The organism is Ancylobacter tetraedralis (genome assembly GCF_014195655.1).
GTDB lineage: Bacteria > Pseudomonadota > Alphaproteobacteria > Rhizobiales > Xanthobacteraceae > Ancylobacter > Ancylobacter tetraedralis.
Window position 1 is genome coordinate 177,348 of record NZ_JACICD010000008.1, and the last position, 17,837, is coordinate 195,184.

9 protein-coding genes, 1 tRNA gene and 1 pseudogene are annotated in these 17,837 nt (G+C 67.4%); 3 read left to right on the plus strand and 8 right to left on the minus strand.

The genetic code is table 11. The annotated features are described in order from the left end of the window. Positions 1 to 242: 242 nt before the first annotated feature. Positions 243 to 848, plus strand: a complete 606-nt coding sequence (gene recR, locus FHS55_RS19035) for a recombination mediator RecR (protein ID WP_183191368.1) — start codon at positions 243 to 245, stop codon at positions 846 to 848. A 5-nt stretch (positions 849 to 853) separates the two neighbouring features. On the opposite strand, the gene FHS55_RS19040 is transcribed toward recR, so the two are convergent. From FHS55_RS19040 to FHS55_RS19065, 6 genes are all read right to left on the minus strand, one after another. After that, the gene (locus FHS55_RS19040; protein WP_183191369.1) at positions 854 to 2,212 is read right to left on the minus strand and encodes an AmpG family muropeptide MFS transporter; all 1,359 of its coding nucleotides are present in this window, start codon (positions 2,210 to 2,212) and stop codon (positions 854 to 856) included. A gap of 134 nt (positions 2,213 to 2,346) precedes the next feature. After that, positions 2,347 to 3,258 carry a transglutaminase family protein gene (locus FHS55_RS19045; RefSeq protein ID WP_183191370.1) on the minus strand — a complete coding sequence of 304 codons (912 nt, stop codon included), beginning with the start codon at positions 3,256 to 3,258 and terminating at the stop codon, positions 2,347 to 2,349. 10 nt (positions 3,259 to 3,268) lie between these two features. Beyond that, the gene (locus FHS55_RS19050; protein WP_183191371.1) at positions 3,269 to 5,782 is read right to left on the minus strand and encodes a circularly permuted type 2 ATP-grasp protein; all 2,514 of its coding nucleotides are present in this window, start codon (positions 5,780 to 5,782) and stop codon (positions 3,269 to 3,271) included. A 105-nt stretch (positions 5,783 to 5,887) separates the two neighbouring features. Beyond that, the gene (locus FHS55_RS19055; protein WP_183191372.1) at positions 5,888 to 9,199 is read right to left on the minus strand and encodes a transglutaminase family protein; all 3,312 of its coding nucleotides are present in this window, start codon (positions 9,197 to 9,199) and stop codon (positions 5,888 to 5,890) included. Positions 9,200 to 9,420: 221 nt separating this feature from the next. Further along, positions 9,421 to 12,609, minus strand: coding sequence for an efflux RND transporter permease subunit (locus FHS55_RS19060; protein ID WP_183191373.1), 3,189 nt, complete (start codon positions 12,607 to 12,609; stop codon positions 9,421 to 9,423). A gap of 75 nt (positions 12,610 to 12,684) precedes the next feature. Continuing rightward, a complete protein-coding gene (locus tag FHS55_RS19065) occupies positions 12,685 to 13,872 on the minus strand; it encodes an efflux RND transporter periplasmic adaptor subunit (RefSeq protein ID WP_246340281.1) in 1,188 nt (395 codons plus the stop codon). Between the two features lie 703 nt (positions 13,873 to 14,575). Between FHS55_RS19065 and FHS55_RS19070 the strand changes: the two genes are divergently transcribed. Both FHS55_RS19070 and FHS55_RS19075 read left to right on the plus strand, forming a co-directional pair. Further along, positions 14,576 to 14,926 (plus strand): hypothetical protein, encoded by a 351-nt coding sequence (locus FHS55_RS19070; protein ID WP_183191375.1) that lies wholly within the window; start codon positions 14,576 to 14,578, stop codon positions 14,924 to 14,926. Positions 14,927 to 15,185: 259 nt separating this feature from the next. After that, positions 15,186 to 15,275: transfer RNA gene (locus FHS55_RS19075), tRNA-Ser, on the plus strand. On the opposite strand, the pseudogene FHS55_RS19080 reads toward FHS55_RS19075, so the two are convergent. Together FHS55_RS19080 and FHS55_RS23255 are read right to left on the minus strand one after the other, a co-directional pair. Beyond that, positions 15,246 to 16,877, minus strand: a pseudogene (locus FHS55_RS19080) (recombinase family protein); the annotation flags it as partial. The gene FHS55_RS19075 and the pseudogene FHS55_RS19080 sit on opposite strands and share 30 nt — an antisense overlap. Before the next feature lie 743 nt (positions 16,878 to 17,620). Next, a partial coding sequence (locus tag FHS55_RS23255) for a hypothetical protein (RefSeq protein WP_210287065.1) occupies positions 17,621 to 17,837 on the minus strand: 217 nt, incomplete at its 5' end.

Sequence of the window (17,837 nt, forward strand, 5' to 3'; positions counted from 1 at the left end):
TTCCCGGTTAGCAACCCCCCTCCCGGGTGTCGAGCGAAACCGGATGGCCGCCGCGCCGATGTGAATGCTGCCGAAGCGGTCCCCGCGGAAGCGATCCCTGCCGAGGATCGCCATCGATGCGACGCCCTCGACCCGATAGGCGCCGATGTGATCGCGGCGCACGGCTCCGCCCGTGGCGCGGCGCGGCAGGCTGCGCTAGACCGGCACATTCCGCCGGCGCGCCTGCCGGCCGTGAGGACGCCATGCCCCGTGCCGTTGCCGGTCCCGAGATCGAACGCCTGATCCAGCTTCTCGCCCGCGTGCCGGGGCTCGGGCCCCGCTCCGCGCGGCGGGCGGCGCTGCACCTCATCAAGAAGCGCGAGCAATTGATGGGCCCGCTGGCGAGCGCCTTCGAGGATGTGCTCGGCAAGATCGCGACCTGCCGGGTCTGCGGCAATATCGACGTGCGCGACCCCTGCTCGATCTGCACCGACGTGACGCGCGATCCCAATCTCCTCATCGTCGTCGCCGACGTCTCCGATCTCTGGGCGCTGGAGCGGGCCGGCGCGCTGAACGCGCGCTACCACGTGCTGGGCGGCACACTTTCCCCACTCGACGGCATCGGGCCGGACGATCTCAACCTCGCCTCGCTCATCGCCCGCGCCCATGACGGCACGGTGCAGGAAGTGCTGCTGGCGCTGGGCGCCACCGTCGACGGGCAGACCACCGCCCATTACATCACCGAGCTGCTGCGCGATTGCGGTGTGCGCGTTACCCGCCTCGCCCATGGCGTGCCGGTGGGCGGCGAGCTGGAATATCTCGACGAGGGCACGCTGTCGGCGGCCATCAAGTCGCGCACCAGCCTCTGATCCTCTCAGGGTTTGCGCGCCGCCAGCTCGCGAAAATGCCCGCGCGCCTGCAGATAGGCGAGGATGCCGAGCCCCGGCAGGGCGGCCAGCGCGGTCACGGCGAAGAACACCATCCACCCCGTCTGCGCCGCCACGAAACCGGCGGTGGAGGCCAGGAAGGTGCGCCCCACCGCCGCCAGCGCGGTGAGAAGCGCATATTGCGTGGCGGTGTGCGCCCGGTCGCCGCACAGCGCGGAGATATAGGCGACGAAGATCACCGTGCCGATCGCGCCGGTGAAATTCTCGATGATGATGGTCAGCGTCAGCGCGCCGAGATCCACCCCCATCCACGCCTGCCAGGAAAACACGAGGTTCGACGCCATCTGCAGGATGCCGGCGATCCACAGGCTCGTCACCAGCGGCAGCGCGCGGGCGATCATCCCGCCGGCGAAGCCGCCAAGCAGCGCGGCGGCGAAGCCCACGCCCTTGACGATGCCGGCATAGGCCGCCTTGTCGAAGCCGATATCGATGACGAAGGCGCCGGTCAGAACCCCGGCAAAGGCATCGCAGAACTTGAAGAACACCACGAAGCCGAGCACGGCCACCGCGCTGCGGCGCGAGAAGAACTCGCCGAAGGCGCCGACCGCCGTCTCGCCGATGCGCGCGAACACGCCCACATCATTGGAACTCACCGGCCCGCCCGCCGGCTCCTTGGCCAGTAGCGTGGCGATGAAGCCGACGCTCACCATCAGCGCGGCGGCGATGTAGCCATAGGCCCACACATTCGCCCGCGCGACGCCGATCGTCTCGAACCACGCGACCAGCAGCACCACGCCGGCGCCCGAAGCCAGCATGCCCACGCGATAGGCCGCGACATAGCCGGCCATGCCGGCCGCCTGCTCGCGCGTCTCCAGGCTCTCCACGCGGAAGGCATCGACCACGATATCCTGCGTCGCCGAGGCGCAGGCGACGAGGAAAGCGCCGAGCGCGACATGCCAGGGCGACAATACCGGGTCCTGGAAGCCCAGCCACACCACGGCGAGCGCCAGCAAACCTTGCGTGAACACCAGCCAGCCACGCCGCCGCCCCAGCCAGCGCCCGAGCAGCGGCACGTCCAGCGCATCGACCAGCGGCGCCCAGATGAACTTGAAATTGTAGGGAACGCCGACCAGCGCGAACAGGCCGATCGTGGTGAGGTTCACCTTGGCTTCCGCCATCCAGATGGTCAGCGTCGCACCGGAAAGCGCCAGCGGCAGGCCGGAGGAAAAGCCGAGCAGGATGACGATGAGCACACGCGGGCGCAGATAAACCGCGAGGCTGGCGAGGAAGCCGTCCTCGGCATCGGGGCCCCGCACGGGGGCGGCATCCTTGACGGCCTCGGTCATGGGTCGGTGGTGCCCCCGTTGATCCCCGCGCCGAATCGCGTGGCGACGCGAGCGTTGTTCCTAACCCGCCCGGCCGGTCCTGTCGCGACGGCGCATCGGTCCGGCACGTCAGTCCGGCACGTCAGTCCGGCACGTCAGTCCGGCTCGGGCTCTCGGGCGGGCGAGGCATCGGGCATCGGGATGACGTCGACCTCGACCGAGAGCTTCTGCTTGCCCGAGCCGATCAGCACGCCGCCGATCGGCGCCACGTCGCTATAATCGCGGCCATTGGCCAGCACGACATGGTCGGTCGCCACGATCAGCGCATTGGTCGGATCGAGCCCCTGCCAGCCATCCTCTTCCCCGCACCACACCGACACCCAGGCATGGGTCGCGTCCGCGCCCTGCAGCCGCTCCTTGCCGGGCGGCGGCTCGGTGCGCAGGAAGCCCGAGACATAGGCGGCCGGCAGCCCGAGCCCGCGCAGCCCGGCGATCATGATATGGGCGAAGTCCTGGCACACGCCGGCCCGCAGGTTGAACGCCTCCAGCGCCGGCGTGGTGACGTCCGTCGCGCGCGGATCGTAGGTGAAGTCGGCGTAGATCCGGCGCATCAGGTCGATGGCGCCGGCCAGCATCGGCCGGCCGGCCGGGAAGCTCTTCGCGGTCCAGTCGGTAATGGCCGGGCTCAGCGGCACGGCAGGGCTGGGAAACATGTGGTGCGCCGGCGAGTTCGGGCCGGGATCGAGGCAGGACGAGGCCGCCTCGCGCACCGCCTCCCAGGCCGGCGAAGCGGCGGGATCGAGCGCCGGCCCCGCCGTCACCTCCACCCGAGCCCGCGTGCGCACCCGGAATTGGGTATGCGGCGTCTCGATGCGGATATGCACCACCGTATTGCCGAAGAAATCGCGCGTTTCGATCCACTCCACCGGCTCGGGCTCGACCGCGAAATGGCTCGCCACCACCCGCTGGCCCGGCCGGGCGACCGGGACCATGCGCACCACATGGCGGGCGACCGGCACGGCATGGGCATAGGAATAGGCCGTGGTCTGGTGAATGTCGTAGATCATGGCGCCCGCCTCACGACACCAGATCCCACGGTGTTTCCACCGGCTGGCGATGGATGAAATAACGCTCGGCGACGTCGTTCGACAGTTCCATCAGCTGGCCTTCGATCTCGCGCAGGCGCGCGTCGTCGAAGTCGAGCGCGTCGAACGCCCTCATCGAGGCGACGAGGCGGGCGGCGAGCCGCTCTTCCGGCGGGGGCGGCTCATCCCCCAGATGACCCGGCAACTGGTCGAGATGCGCCATGATGGCGTCGATCTGGTAGGCCAGCGAGCGTGGATTGACCGATTCCAGCAGCACCAGGTCGAGCACCGGCGCGCGGCTCTCCACCATCACATAGCGCGAGCGGTAGGTGATCTGGCTGTCGCACAGTTCCAGCAGCACATCGAGCGCGCCGGCGGTGGGCGCTTCGCCGGCCAGCGTGCGGGCGAAGCGGCAGGTGGCGATGGCCCGCTCGATGCGCCGGCCGAGATCGAGGAAGCGCCAGCCGGCAAGCCGGTTCATGTTTTCCGAGGCGAGGCCGGAAAAGGCGGCGAGCGCCCGGAGCGCGCGGTCGGAACGCTCATAGGCGTCCGGCTCGGCGGTGGCGGCGGGCACCGGCTCGGCCATCATCAGCGAGAGGTCGGCGAGCGTGCGCCAGGCATCCGGCGACAGGCGGTCGCGAATGACCGAGGCGGTATGGCGCGCCGCCTCGATGATGTTGGGCAGAGAACCGTTAAGGTCGCGGCGCGTCAGGGCGGCCAGCGCATGCCGCGCCGGCTTGGTGGTGGCGAGATCCGCCGGCATCGCGCCCCAGAGCTGCAGCAGGCTCACCAGCCCGCCGAGCGAGGATCCCCCGCCCTCCAGCGAGGAGGACAGCCGGCCCATCAGCGTGCGCAGCAGCCGCAGCGTCGTCTCGGCCCGCTCGATATAGCGCCCGAGCCAGAAGAAATTATCCGCCGCCCGGCTCGGCAGCGGGCCGGTCTGGCGCTTGATCTCCACCCGGTCCACCGCTGGCAGCAGCGAGGTTTGCTCGGTCGGGCCAGCGTCGAGCACCCACACATCCGTCGAGCGCCCGCCGCTCTGCATGGTGACGGCGCGCGCGTCCAGGCTGTCGGACACCCGGCAGAAACCGCCGGGCATCACCTTCCAGCCGGTCTCGGTCGCGGTGAGGAAAATGCGCAGGATGAACGGGCGCGGCTGCAGCTTGCCGTTGCACCAGACCGGCATGGTGGACAGGCGCGCCGCCTCCTGGCCGACGAAGTCCACCCCGCGCGTGCGGATCGCCGCCTTGATGCGGGCACGGTGGGCGCGGTCGAGATCGGCGCCGATCACCGAGCCCTTGTCGAGCAGGCCGGGCAGCGTGCGCTGGAAGGCCGGCGAGATGACGAGGTCCTCGAAACTGTCGAGCACGCGTTCGCGCTCGGCCTTCTGGCCGCACCACCAGGTCGCGACATTGGGCAGGATCGGCGCCTCGCCCAGCACGCGCTGGCCGAGCTTGGGCAGGAAGCCCATCAGCGCGGGCGCCTCCACCACGCCGACGCCGACGGCGTTCACCACCGCCACCCCGCCGGAGCGGATGGCCTGCACCAGCCCGGGAATGCCGAGCCGCGAGCGCGAATTGAGCTCCAGCGGGTCGGCATAATCGGAATCGAGGCGGCGCAGCAGCACGTCCACCCGCTTCAGGCCGGCCACCGTGCGCACGAACACCACATTGTCGCGCACCGTGAGGTCCTCGCCCTCCAGCAGCACGAAGCCGAGATAGCGCGCGAGATAGGCGTGCTCGAAATAGGTCTCGTTCAGCGGGCCGGGCGTGAGCAGCCCCACCCGCCCCTCGCCCGAGCGGTCCAGCCGTGTCAGCCCGGCCCGCATCGCCTGGAAGTAGCTCGCCAGCCGCACCACGTTCAGCGAACGGGCGAGATCGGGCAGCGCGCGGCCGATGGCGATGCGGTTCTCCAACGCATAGCCCGCGCCGGACGGCGACTGGGTGCGGTCCGACACCACCCACCAGCTCCCGTCCGGGCCGCGCCCGACATCGGCGGCATAGATGCGCAGGAAAGTGCCGCCATTCGGGTCGACGCCGACCATCGGGCGCAGGAAATCCGGTGAGCCGGCGATGGCGGCGGCCGGCAGCGCGCCCGAGCGCACCAGCTGGCCATCGCCATAGATATCCGCCAGCACGCCCTCGACCAGCTGGGCGCGCTGGATCAGGCCGCGCTCCAGCGCCTGCCATTCGCGCTCGTCGATGACGAGCGGCAGATGCGACAGCGGCCAGGGACGCTCGCCGCCATTGGGATCGTCATAGACGCGGTAGAACACGCCGGAGCGGTAGAGGTGCCGGTCAGCCGCCTGGAAGCGCCGATTGACCTCCTCCACGCCCATCTCGGCGAGCGCCGCGAGCATGGAATGCCAGTGCGCGCGCGGGTGCCCCTCGGCATCCACGAGTTCGTCATGCACGCCAGGCAGCGTCTTGTACCCCGCCAACAGCGCCTCGACCGCCTCTTCCTCGAAGCGGCGTGTGCGCGCCTGTGGCTCACTGCGTCTGGGCATGCCGACCTCTATGCGCGCCCGAGACCCACCGAGGCAACCCGCTCGTGACCGCGCCGGCGTCGCGGTCCACCACTCGATGCGCGCGGGCTCCCTCCATCGCCCGGGTCAGACCCGGGCCGGTCGTCGGAGGTCGAGCGTGGCCGGGAATTCCGACGACGGCTCCTCGGGCGGCACGAACAGATAGCCCGGCGTGTGGCCATAATCCTGGAAGCGCGCCAGACGGCGCGCCTGCGCCTCGTAGGAATTCACCGGGAACGTGTCGTAGTTCCGCCCGCCCGGATGCGCCACATGGTAGACACAGCCGCCCAGCGAGCGGTTGGACCACAGGTCGACGATGTCGAAAGTCAGCGGCGCGTGCACCGGAATGGTGGGGTGCAGGCCCGAGGCGGGCTGCCACGCCTTGAAGCGCACGCCGGCGACGAACTCGCTGAACCGCCCGGTGGGCCCCAGCGGCAGGCGCCGGCCGTTGCAGGTGATGATGTGGCGGATCGGGTTCAGCCCCTCCACCTTCACCTGCAGGCGCTCGACCGAGGAATCGACGAAGCGCACCGTGCCGCCGACCGCCCCTTCCTCGCCCAGCACATGCCACGGCTCCAGCGCCTGGCGCAGTTCCAGCGTCACGCCGCCATGCTCGACCTGGCCGAAATAGGGGAAGCGGAACTCACGCTGCGCCTCGAACCAGCTCGGATCGACCCGGTAGCCGGCGCGGCCGAGATCGTGCAGCACATCGAGGAAATCGGCCCACACATAATGCGGCAGCATGAAACGGTCGTGCAGCGCCGTGCCCCAGCGGGCCAGCGAGCCCTCCTGCGGCTCGCGCCAGAACCAGGCGATGAGCGCGCGCAGCAGCAATTGCTGGGCGAGGCTCATGCGCCAGTCCGGCGGCATCTCGAAGGAGCGGAATTCGACCAGGCCCAGTCGGCCGGTCGGCCCGTCCGGCGAGAACAGCTTGTCGATGCAGATTTCCGAGCGATGGGTGTTGCCGGTGACGTCGGTCAGCAGATTGCGGAACAGCCGGTCGACCAGCCAGGGAGGGGGCGTCTGCCCCTTGCCCGGCGCCGGCACGTTGGCCATGGCGATTTCGAGCTCATAAAGCGAATCGTGCCGTGCCTCGTCGATGCGCGGCGCCTGGCTGGTCGGACCGATGAACAGACCCGAGAACAGGAAGGACAGCGATGGGTGTCGCTGCCAGTAGGTCACCAGGCTCTTGAGCAGGTCGGGCCGGCGCAGGAACGGGCTGTCCGCCGGAGTGGCGCCGCCCACCACCACATGATTGCCGCCGCCCGTGCCGGTGTGGCGCCCGTCCACCATGAACTTCTCGGTGCCGAGCCGCGACAGCCGCGCTTCCTCATAGAGGTCGCGGGTGATCTCGACGCAGGTCTTCCAGTTCGCGGCCGGATGCACGTTCACCTCGATCACGCCGGGATCGGGCGCGACGCGGATGACATTGAGCCGCGGATCGACCGGGGGCGTATAGCCCTCGATATGCACCGGCATACCGAGGTCGCCCGCCGTCACCTCGATGGCGGCGAGCAGTTCGAGATAGTCTTCCAGTCGCTCGGTCGGCGGCATGAATACGCAGAGCCGGCCATCGCGCGGCTCGATCGTCAGCGCCGTGCGCACCGCCCCGGTGCCGGTCAGCACCTGGTCGACCTGCTCGGTATGGCCGTCCTCGGTCGAGGTGCGGCGATAGAGCTGGTGCAGCGTCTCGACATCCGGCAACTCGCCGGTGATCGTCATGGGGTCGGCGGGATTGACGTAAGGGTACGCCGCGGGCGGCACCCAGGGCAGCGCGGCCAGCGGCAGGCGGAAGCCGACCGGCGAATCGCCCGGCATGAGGAACAGCTTGCCGCGGCGGAAGCGCCATTTCTCGCTGACCCAGCCGCGTTGCGCCCGCGCCTGCCAGCGCTGCACCGGCAGCACATAGCCGGTCGGCCGGCCAAGGCCGCGCTCGAACACGCGGGCGATCCGCGCACGGTCCTCCGGGCTCTCCAGCTTGGAATCGAGCGGGTCCACATTCACCGGCAGGTCGCCCTCCTTGAGGATCCAGTGGGCGGGATCCTCATAGGCGGGTTCGACATAGCCCGGCGCGAGGCCGAGGCGCTCGGCGAGGCCCTCGGTGAAGACGCGCGCCTCCTCCGGCCCCGCGCCGGCAAGATTCTCGGTGGCGATCAGGTTGGGATCGCGCCAGATCGGCCGACCGTCCTTGCGCCAGTAGAGCGAGAAGGTCCAGCGCGGCAGGCTCTCGCCGGGATACCACTTGCCCTGGCCGTAATGCATCATGCCGCCGGGGGCGAAGCGCCGGCGCAGGCGGCGGATCAGGTCGTCGGCGCGCATGCGCTTGGTGGGCCCGACGGCGGAGGTGTTCCACTCCGCGCCCTGGTAGTCGTCGATCGAGATGAAGGTCGGCTCGCCGCCCATGGTGAGGCGGACATCCTGCGCCGCGAGATCGGCGTCGACCTTGTCGCCGAGCGCGTCCAGCGCCGCCCAGGCATCATCCGAGAAGGGCAGCGTGACCCGCGGCTTCTCCGCCACGCGCGTCACGCGCATGATGAAGTCGAACTCGGTCTTGGTGTCCTCGGTGGCCGTGTAGCCGCCGGTGATGGCGGCGGCAGAGGTGTAGTTCGGGGTGGCGCAGAGCGGCAGGTGGCTCTCGCCGCACAGAAGGCCCGAAGTGGGGTCGAGGCCGATCCAGCCCGCGCCGGGCAGGTAGACCTCGCACCAGGCGTGCAGGTCGGTGAAGTCGACCTCGGTGCCGGTCGGCCCGTCCAGCGCCTTCACGTCGGGCTTGAGCTGGATGAGGTAGCCGGAGACGAAGCGCGCGGCGAGGCCGAGCCGGCGCAGGATCTGCACCAGCAGCCAGCCGGAATCGCGGCAGGAGCCGGAGGCCAGCGCCAGCGTCTCGTCGGGCTTCTGCACGCCCGGTTCCAGGCGGATGAGGTAGCCGACCTTCTGCTGCAGCGTGCGGTTCAGCTCGACCAGGAAGTCGATCGTGGTGACCGGGCCGTTCGGCCGCACCTGCTCGACATAGGCGTCGAGCAGCGGGCCGCCCTCCTCCAGCTCGAGATAGGGAATGAGTTCCTTCGCCAGATCCGCGGGATAGGCGAAGGGGAAGCCCTCGGCGAATTCCTCGATGAAGAAATCGAACGGATTATAGACCGTCATGTCCGCGATGAGATCGACCTCGACGCGGAACTCGGTGGTCGGCTCTGGAAAGACGAAGCGCGCCATCCAGTTCCCGAAGGGGTCCTGCTGCCAGTTCACGAAGTGGTTCGAGGGGGTGACCTTGAGCGAATAGCTCTTCACCGGGGTCCGGCAATGGGGCGCGGGACGCAGACGGATGATCTGGGGTCCCAGCGTGACCGGCCGATCATACTTGTAGGCCGTGACGTGATGCAGGCTGGCAAAGATTGTCATAGGCACCAACTGGACAAAGAACCCCGAGCGGACGGACGGTCGCCCGCCCGTACGATGGCAGATTGTGGACGGAAGGGAACGCACGAATCGTGCCGCGCGACACTCCACCGGCAGGCCCGGCCCACGACGCTGCGCGGGGGAGCCGGAATGCCGGCAAAATGACGCCCCGCCTCAATATACGGCAACGGGATGCTGCTTATTGAGGCGGGCATGTGCGGGCATCACGGCGCCGGCTGCGCGCTGGCAGGCGGTTCGCCCGAAGGCGGCACGGCGGCGGGCGCGGGCGTCTTGCCCCGGCTGCGCCACTCTTCGAAGCGCTGCAGCACGGTGTAGAACGAGGGCACGAACAGCACGGCCAGGCAGGTCGAGGCCAGCATGCCGCTGAACACCGCGATGCCGATCGACTTGCGCGAGGCCGCGCCGGCGCCGGTCGCCAGCACCAGGGGCAGCACGCCGAGAATGAAGGCGAAGGAGGTCATCAGGATCGGGCGGAAGCGCAGCCGGGCCGCCTCCACCGCCGCATCCATGATTTCCAGCCCCTCCGCCCGTTTCTCGCGGGCGAACTCGACGATGAGGATCGCGTTCTTCGCCGATAGCGCGATCAGCAGGATGAGGCCGATCTGCGTGTAGAGGTTGTTCGCAACGCCGAGCCCGGTGAGCGCCCCCACCGTGCCGAGCAGGGCGAGCGGCACGGCGAGCAGCACGGAGAGTGGCAGGATCCAGCTCTCGTACTGGCCGGCCAGCACGAAATAGACCAGCAGGATGGCGAGGCCGAACACGTAGTAGACCTCGTTGCCGACCACCTCTTCCTGGTAGGACATGGCGCTCCACTCATAGCCCGTGCCGGGGGGAAGCGTGCTCGAGGCCACCTGCCCCATGATGTCGAGCGCCTGGCCGGACGAGAAACCGACCGACTGCGCGCCCACGATCGTCGCGGCGGGATAGAGGTTGTAGAGCGTGATCAGCGGCGGGCCGAATATCGGCGTCACCTCCGCGAGGGTGCCCAGCGGCACCATCTCACCCTTGGGCGTGCGGATCTTGAGGTTGAGGATTTCCTCCGGCGTGCGGCGGAACTCGGAATCGGCCTGGATATAGGCCTGGAAGGTCTGTCCGAACTGGTTGAACTGGGTGACGTAGCTTGAGCCGACATAGCCCTGCACCGCCGAGAAGACCTGCCCGATCGTGACGCCGAGGGTCTCGGCCTTGATACGATCGATCTTCAGGAAGAGCTGGGGCACGTTGGCCCGGAACGAGGTGGAAAGCCGCTGCAGCGCCGACTGGCTGGAGGCATTCTTCACGATGGAATCGGTCAGGCTCTGCAGTTCGACGAAATCGAAGCTGCCATTCTTCGATTCCACCATCATGGTGAAGCCCGAGGCGTTGCCGATGCCCTGGATGGGCGGAGGCACCAGCACGAAGGTAGCCGCGCCGTCGACCTTCTGCAGCTCAGCGTTCAGCGTCTTGTAGAGCCAGAGCAGGTTCTGCCCGGCCTTGTCGCGCACGTCCCAGTCCTTGAGCATCACATAGGCGACGCCGGCATTGGGCAGCGTGGCGTTGTTGTCGAGCACCGACACGCCGGAAATGGCGATCACGTTCTCCACGCCCGGGGTCTTCTTGGCGATATCGGAGATCTGCTTCATCACCGCATCGGTCCGCTGCAGCGAGGCGGCGTCGGGCAGCTGCGCGCCGATCAGCACATAGCCCTGGTCCTCGGTCGGCAGGAAGCCGGTCGGCACCCGGGTGAGGCCCCAGATGGCGCCGCAGATCAGGATGAGCCCGACCGTCACGGTGATGTGGCTGGCGCGCACCATGTGGCGGATGACGCCGGCATACCAATGCTCGGCCTTGTCATAGACCGCGTTGAAGCCGCGATAGAAGAAGTTGCGCTTCTCCGGCGGCACCGGCGGGCGCAGCCAGAGCGCGCACTGGGTCGGCTTCAGCGTCATGGCGTTGATGGCCGAGATGAAGGCCGTGGCGGCGATGACGAGGGCGAACTGCTGGTAGAGCTGGCCGGTCAGGCCCGGCATGAAGGCGGCGGGGATGAACACCGACATCAGAACAAGGGTGATGCCGATGATCGGGCCGAGCAGTTCGTCCATCGCCTTCTCGGCGGCGAGCCGTCCGGGCAGGCCCTTCTCGATGTGGCGCGCCACGCCCTCGACGATGACGATGGCGTCGTCGACCACGATGCCGATGGCCAGCACGATGGCGAACAGCGTCGACAGGTTCACCGTGAACCCCATCGCCGCCATCGCGGCGAAGGTGCCGATGATCGTCACCGGCACGGTGGTGGCCGGTACCAGCGTCGCCCGCCAGTCCTGCAGGAAGACCAGGATGACGATGAGCACGAGGATGCCCGCCTCGAACAGCGTCTTGTACACCTCGGTCACGGAGGCGTTGACGAACACCGTGGTGTCGAACGGCACCTGATAGGCGAGGCCCGGCGGGAAGTCCTTGGCGAGGACCGCCATCTTGTTGCGAACTTCCGTCGCCACCTGCAGCGAGTTCGCCTCGGGCAGCTGGTAGATGCCGAGCGCCGCGGCGGCCTGGCCGTTGAAGGTGAAGGTCTGGCTGTAGGTCTGCGCGCCCAGCTCGACCCGCGCCACGTCGCGCAGGCGGGTGATGCGCCCGCCATCGGCATTCGACACCTTGACGATGATGTTCTCGTAGTCGATCGCGTCGTTCAGCCGCCCGTCAATGGTCAGCGTGTACTGGAAATTCTGCCCCTTGGGCACCGGCGGCATGCCGACCACGCCCGAGGCGACTTCCTGGCTCTGCTGCTGGATGGCGTTGATCACGTCCTCCGGCGTGAGCTGGCGCGCCTGCAACTCGTCCGGATTGAGCCAGATGCGCATGGCATACTGGCCGGCGCCGAACACGCTGACATTGCCCACGCCCGGCAGGCGGGCGATTTCGTCCTGCAGGTTGATGACGCCGTAATTGGCCAGGAACAGGCTGTCATACTTGCCATCCGGCGAGTAGAGCGTGACGAATTGCAGGATGGCTGTGGATTTCTTCTGCGTCGTCACGCCCTGCACCTGCACCGCCTGCGGCAGCGAGGACATGGCAATCGCCACCCGGTTCTGCACCAGCACCTGCGCGAAGTCGGGATCGGTGCCGATGGCGAAGGTAACGGTCAGCGTATAGGTACCGTCGCTGGCGCTGGTCGACTGCATGTAGAGCATGCCTTCGACGCCGTTCACCTGCTGCTCGATCGGCAGGGCCACCGTGTCGACCAGCGTCCGCGCGCTGGCGCCGGGATACAGCGTGGTCACCTGCACCGTGGGCGGCACGACATTGGGATACTGGGAGACGGGCAGCTTCAACAGCGCCACGGTGCCGATGAGGACGAACACCAGCGCCAGGACGTTGGCGAGAACCGGCCGTTCGATGAAGAAGCGTGAAATCATGGCGCAGGGCCCTGGGTTCGAGCGGGCTGGGTTCGAGCGGTCCGGGTTCGAACGGCCCGGCTCAGACGATCGACGTCAGTTGGCAGGCGCGGCGGGTTTCGCCGGTGCCGTGCCCGGCGCGGTGGCATTGGCCGGCGCGGCGCCGCTCGCGGGGGCGGCCGGCGCCAGCTGCGGATCCACCTTGGCGCCGGGCGCGGCCCGCTGGATGCCGCCGATCACGACCCGATCCCCGGCCGCCAGGCCGGATTCGATGACACGGTACTGACCGACCAGCTGGCCGGTCGTCACCTGCTTCTGCTCGACCACGTCGTCGGCATTGACCACCAGCACATACTTGCCCTGCTGCGCCGCACCGATGGCGGTGTCGTCGACCAGGAACGCGTCGGCGATCTTCTCCACCGGAATGCGCACGCGCACGAACAGGCCCGGCAGCAGCGTGAGCTTAGGATTGTCGAACACGCCGCGCGCCAGCAGCGTGCCGGTCGAGGGGTCGATCTCGGGCGAGACGTAATCGAGATGGCCGGTATGGGGATAGTCGACCCCCTCGTCCTGCAGACCGATCTCGATCGGCACTTCCTGGATCTGCTCGATGGTACGCCCGCGCTTGGCCAGTTCGTTCTTGATGCGCAGGACCTTGTCCTCACCCACGTTGAAATAGGTGTAGATCGGGTTCATCTGCACGATCGAGGCGAGCTTGGTCGGCGTGCTTTGGCCGACTAGCTGGCCGACATCCGCGAGATGGCGGGTGACGATGCCGTCGAACGGGGCGGTCACCGTGGTGTAGCCCAGATTGATGGTGGCGATCTCGATATTGGCCTTCGCCGAATCCACCGAGGCCTGCGCCTGGTCGCGCGATGCCCGCGCCTTGTCGACGGTGGCCTGCGAGGCGAAGTCCTGCTGGCCGAGCGTCAGCTGGCGCTGATATTCCGCCGATGTGTTGACCAGCTGCGCATTGGCGGAAGCGAGGTCCGCCTTCGCCTGATCGAGATTGGCCTGATAGGTGTCCTGCTGGATGAGGAAGAGCCGGTCGCCCTTCTTCATCACCGTGCCGTCCTTGTAATCGATGGATTCCAGGAAGCCCTCGACGCGCGCCACCAGATCGACCTGGTTGATCGAGGCGGTGTTGCCGGTGAATTCCAGATAGCGGGTCACCGATTGCTGCACCGGATTGGCGACGACCACCTTGGGCGGCGGCGGCGGAACATACTTGTTCTCCTCGCTGCACGCGCCCAGCAGCGCCGCCAGCGCCGAAATGCCGGCCATGCCGGCCCATCCGCGCCACGCACCCGACAGACGCCCGCCCGCAACCATTCGACCCCTCCACGCCCAGAACCGGCGCAAAATATACCTACCGCTTCGTGATTGTCTACTTGAACATCTATTGCACCAACCCAACGCACATGCGTCAATTATATGGGTTAATTTGTAGTACACTTTCGACATACAATCGACACGAGACAGTCTATCCCGCGCGCCCTGCCCCTGCCCGGCCGCACGGCCGGGTCTAGAGCATGCCAATACGATGGCCGATCTTGAGGACACTCTCGGCTGCACCCTCGCCATCGCCGCCGCGCGGTCACAAGGCAGCGCACGCCGGTGCCGAAACATGCGCATGACAGGAAAGGCCGGCCGCTGCCCATAACGGAGACCGCATTGCACCATGCCCGCGGGCCCTGCCCTCCGTGAGCGCCGTCCGCAACGGCTGGCCGCTCCGCAGTCACCCGCCCATACGCCGGACACGCCTAACGCGGCTCCCGCGACCCCGATACCACGGCACGGGGAACGACGCCCGAAGCCCCCCGCCTCGCAGCGCCGCATGGAGGACGGCCTGCACCGGGCGCCCTCTCGCCGGAAGCGGCAGGGCGGCGCCAGGCTCGAAAACGCGCTAGGCGACAGGCGCGCGCGAAGGTAGGGATAGGCGGCACGTCGCTCCGCGTGCTCCATGGGACCCGTCAGGGGACATCGCATGAAGCCGGTCGCTTTCGTTTTCGCTCTCCTCGCCTCGCCTGCTCTCGCGCTTGCCACGCCCGCAGGCGCGGCTGATTCGGCTCTCGTGCTGCGGCAGGGCGACATCTTCACCGACCCGGTCGGCTCGGTGATCGGCGTGGCCGTCACCAACAATTCCGCAGCCACGCTCGGCTCGGCGGTGGTGACCTGCGCCTTCACCGCCAAGGGCAAGCCGGTCGGCTCCGCCAGTACGGCGATCTATAACATCGTCCCGGGCAGCAAGGGCCAGGATCAAGTACACCTGATCGGCGCTACGGCCGACGCCGCCACGTGCAGCATCACCGGCACCACCCCGCCCGCGGCAAACTGACGAACCCGCCACGCCGCCGCCCCCGCGGCGTGCGCGCCTTGTTCGCGCCAGCACGGCACCCGAGCGGGGCGCCGGAGCGATCCGCCGTCCCCTTGCGGACAGAAAATTCGCGATGCCCACCGGAAGCCGCCATCAATGCGGCTGAGAGCGCTTGCCAGCGTGGCATGCTTCGCTATATTCCGCGCCTCCTCGCCGGAGCTTCGCCGACTGCATCGCAGTCGCCGCCCGGCAGGAACCGACAGGCTCCGCGCCTGCGGCTGGAGGGGTGGCCGAGTGGTTGAAGGCGCACGCCTGGAAAGTGTGTATACGGGAAACCGTATCGCGGGTTCGAATCCCGCTCCCTCCGCCATTTCAGTCCCAAACTGGGCACGCCTAGCCCCGCCGATTTCCCTCCTGAAACGGCAGCCAGCGTTCGGAGCAGGTCTCCTTTCGATCCGATGATGCGGACTTCCTTGTCTCCGACCTCCACTCGCTGAGCCAAGGCGCGCAAATGATCGCGCCGATAGCCGCCGCCTTCGATGCGCATGCGCTTGCGAGCGATGTCGGCGAAACGCACCACCATGGCAGGCGTCACGGCGTCCTCGCCTGAGGTGGCAAGAGAGGTTTGCGCACGGGCCACATCGGCGCGCGCCTGGTCACGGATCGCCTTGAGCCCGTCGATCCGTTCCTTCAGAGCGGGATCGGTGATGTCGGCCACGCCTGATTCGATCGCGTCATAGAGCCGGCGTAGTCTCTGGTCGGCTTCGGTGGCGCGCTTAGTAAGCTCGACTATGTGCTCGCAGCGGCGCTCCAGCCGCTCTTGGCGATGCGTGAGCATGGAGGCGAGGATTTCTTGTAGCCGCTCGGGCTGAAGGAGGCGCTGCTCGATATGGCTCGCCACAAGAGTGTCGAGGGTTTCCATAGGGATGGCGCGGCCGGCACAGCCGGTGTCGCCCTGCCGTGCCTTGATCGAGCAAGCGTAGTACCGATAGCGCCCGCTCTTGCCGGTACGGATGGTCATGGCCCCGCCGCACTGGGCGCAATAGCATATGCCGGTGAGCAGCGTCGGACCGCTCACCACGCGCGGCGGCACGATCTTCGGATTGCGCGCCTGAAGCTGCTCCTGCACGGCGTCGAAGACGGTGGTGTCGATCAGCCGCGGCACGGCGACCACCACCACCTCGCTCTCCGGCTTCTTCTGCTTGCTCTTGGAGCGGCTGTTGAACTGGTGCTCGCCGACATAGGTGCGGCGAGTCAGCACCCGGTGAAGCTGACCGATTCCCCAGCGCCCACCTTCGCGAGTGTAGATCCGGTTGCGGTTGAGATGGCTGACGATGGCCTTCACGCCCATCGGACCGGAGCGGCCATCACCATTTAGGGCGAGATCGAAGATCAGCCGCACCGTGTCGGCGTGGAGCGGATCGATCTCCAGCTTCTTCTTCACCTTGGCGCCGCGCTGTTCGGCCTCGACCACGCGATAGCCGATCGGCGGGCGAGCACCGTTCCAGAAGCCCTGCCGGGCATTCTCCTTCTGCGCCCGCAGGACGTGCTTGGCGTTCTCCTTCGACTGGTACTCGTCAAACAGCGCCATGATCTGCCGCATCATGACGTGCATCGGGTCGTCGCCCATCTCTTGGGTGATCGACACCAGCCGCACGCCATTGCGGGCGAGTTTGCGGACATAGAATTCCAACTCGAAGTGATCGCGGAAGAAGCGCGAGAAGCTGTGCACCACCACGACATCGAAGGGCGCGGGCTTTAGCGTGCCCGCCTCAATCATCCGCTGAAATTCGGGCCGGCGGTCATTGGTCGCCGAGGCCCCCGGCTCGACATAGGTCTCGACCAGTTGATAGCCGCGAGCTTGGCAGTACGCTTCGCCTTGCCGGCGCTGGTCGGGGATCGAGACATCGTGCTCGGCTTGCCGGGCTGTGGAGACGCGCAGATACAAAGCGGCACGCAGCGGAGCGGTCATGGCAGAGCCTTTCGTGTCGGGCGGTCATTCCCCTTGGATCAGCTCCTCGAGAATATCCCCGAACCACGCGTCGAAGACAGCAATCTCCGCCTCTGTCACCGGAATGTATTCCGGCCAGTCGTCGGTGACAGTCATGGGGGTGGAGACCGGGGGCGTTCGCCGCCGACGCCGAGGCGGAGGTGTTTCGGCGTAGGTGTAGAGGTTGTCCGGCAAGTGGCCCGGCGCAGATCGATATGCGGTGTATCGAGTGGGTGAATGTGAGCGTCTGGTCATCCCTAAAACTGACGCGACGGCGACCGATGCCCAACAGCCGATCTATGACCTGCAATACGCAGTACTTCCTTGGCCAGAAGCGGCCATGTCGACACGCCCGTGCGGATGGCGGCTTTGCGCCCACCCCCCGTCATTGATCCGGTAACGGCCGTGTCCCGAAAGCGGGCTTCAGTGAAATACGATATTTACGCACCTTTGAGCCAAGAGCACTCGTCAAATGCCGGCCAAAAAGACGACATTAACTTGGCAATCACCACGACTGAGCAACCGCCGTTCATGCATTGAGTGCCGGTGCGCAAGCTCGGGCGACCATTCTTGGTCTATGAGCGTAGGTCGGAACTGGGCCCGGCCAGCTTCCGCCTCGACCGGTAGGGGCGTACGCATTGTCACCACATGTAGAGCTATTAGCTGCTAACCAAGCGCAATATATTGATCTTTGCGATTAGTTGCGTAGGATCCTGAATGCTAGTCTAGGTTATGGTCGAGGCAATGGCAGGGTTCTTTTCAGCGAACGAGATCACGTTCCAGCCCATCTCGACTCCCAACAGTGGATTCAGGCCAGGGCAGATCGGAGCGCTGCATGCCGCGCTTTTGAACCGCGCCGGGTTTGTCGGAGGCTCCAACTCCTGAGAAGGTGGAGCCATGACGAGCAAGACGACGAACAAGTTTTCGCCTGAGGTGCGGGTC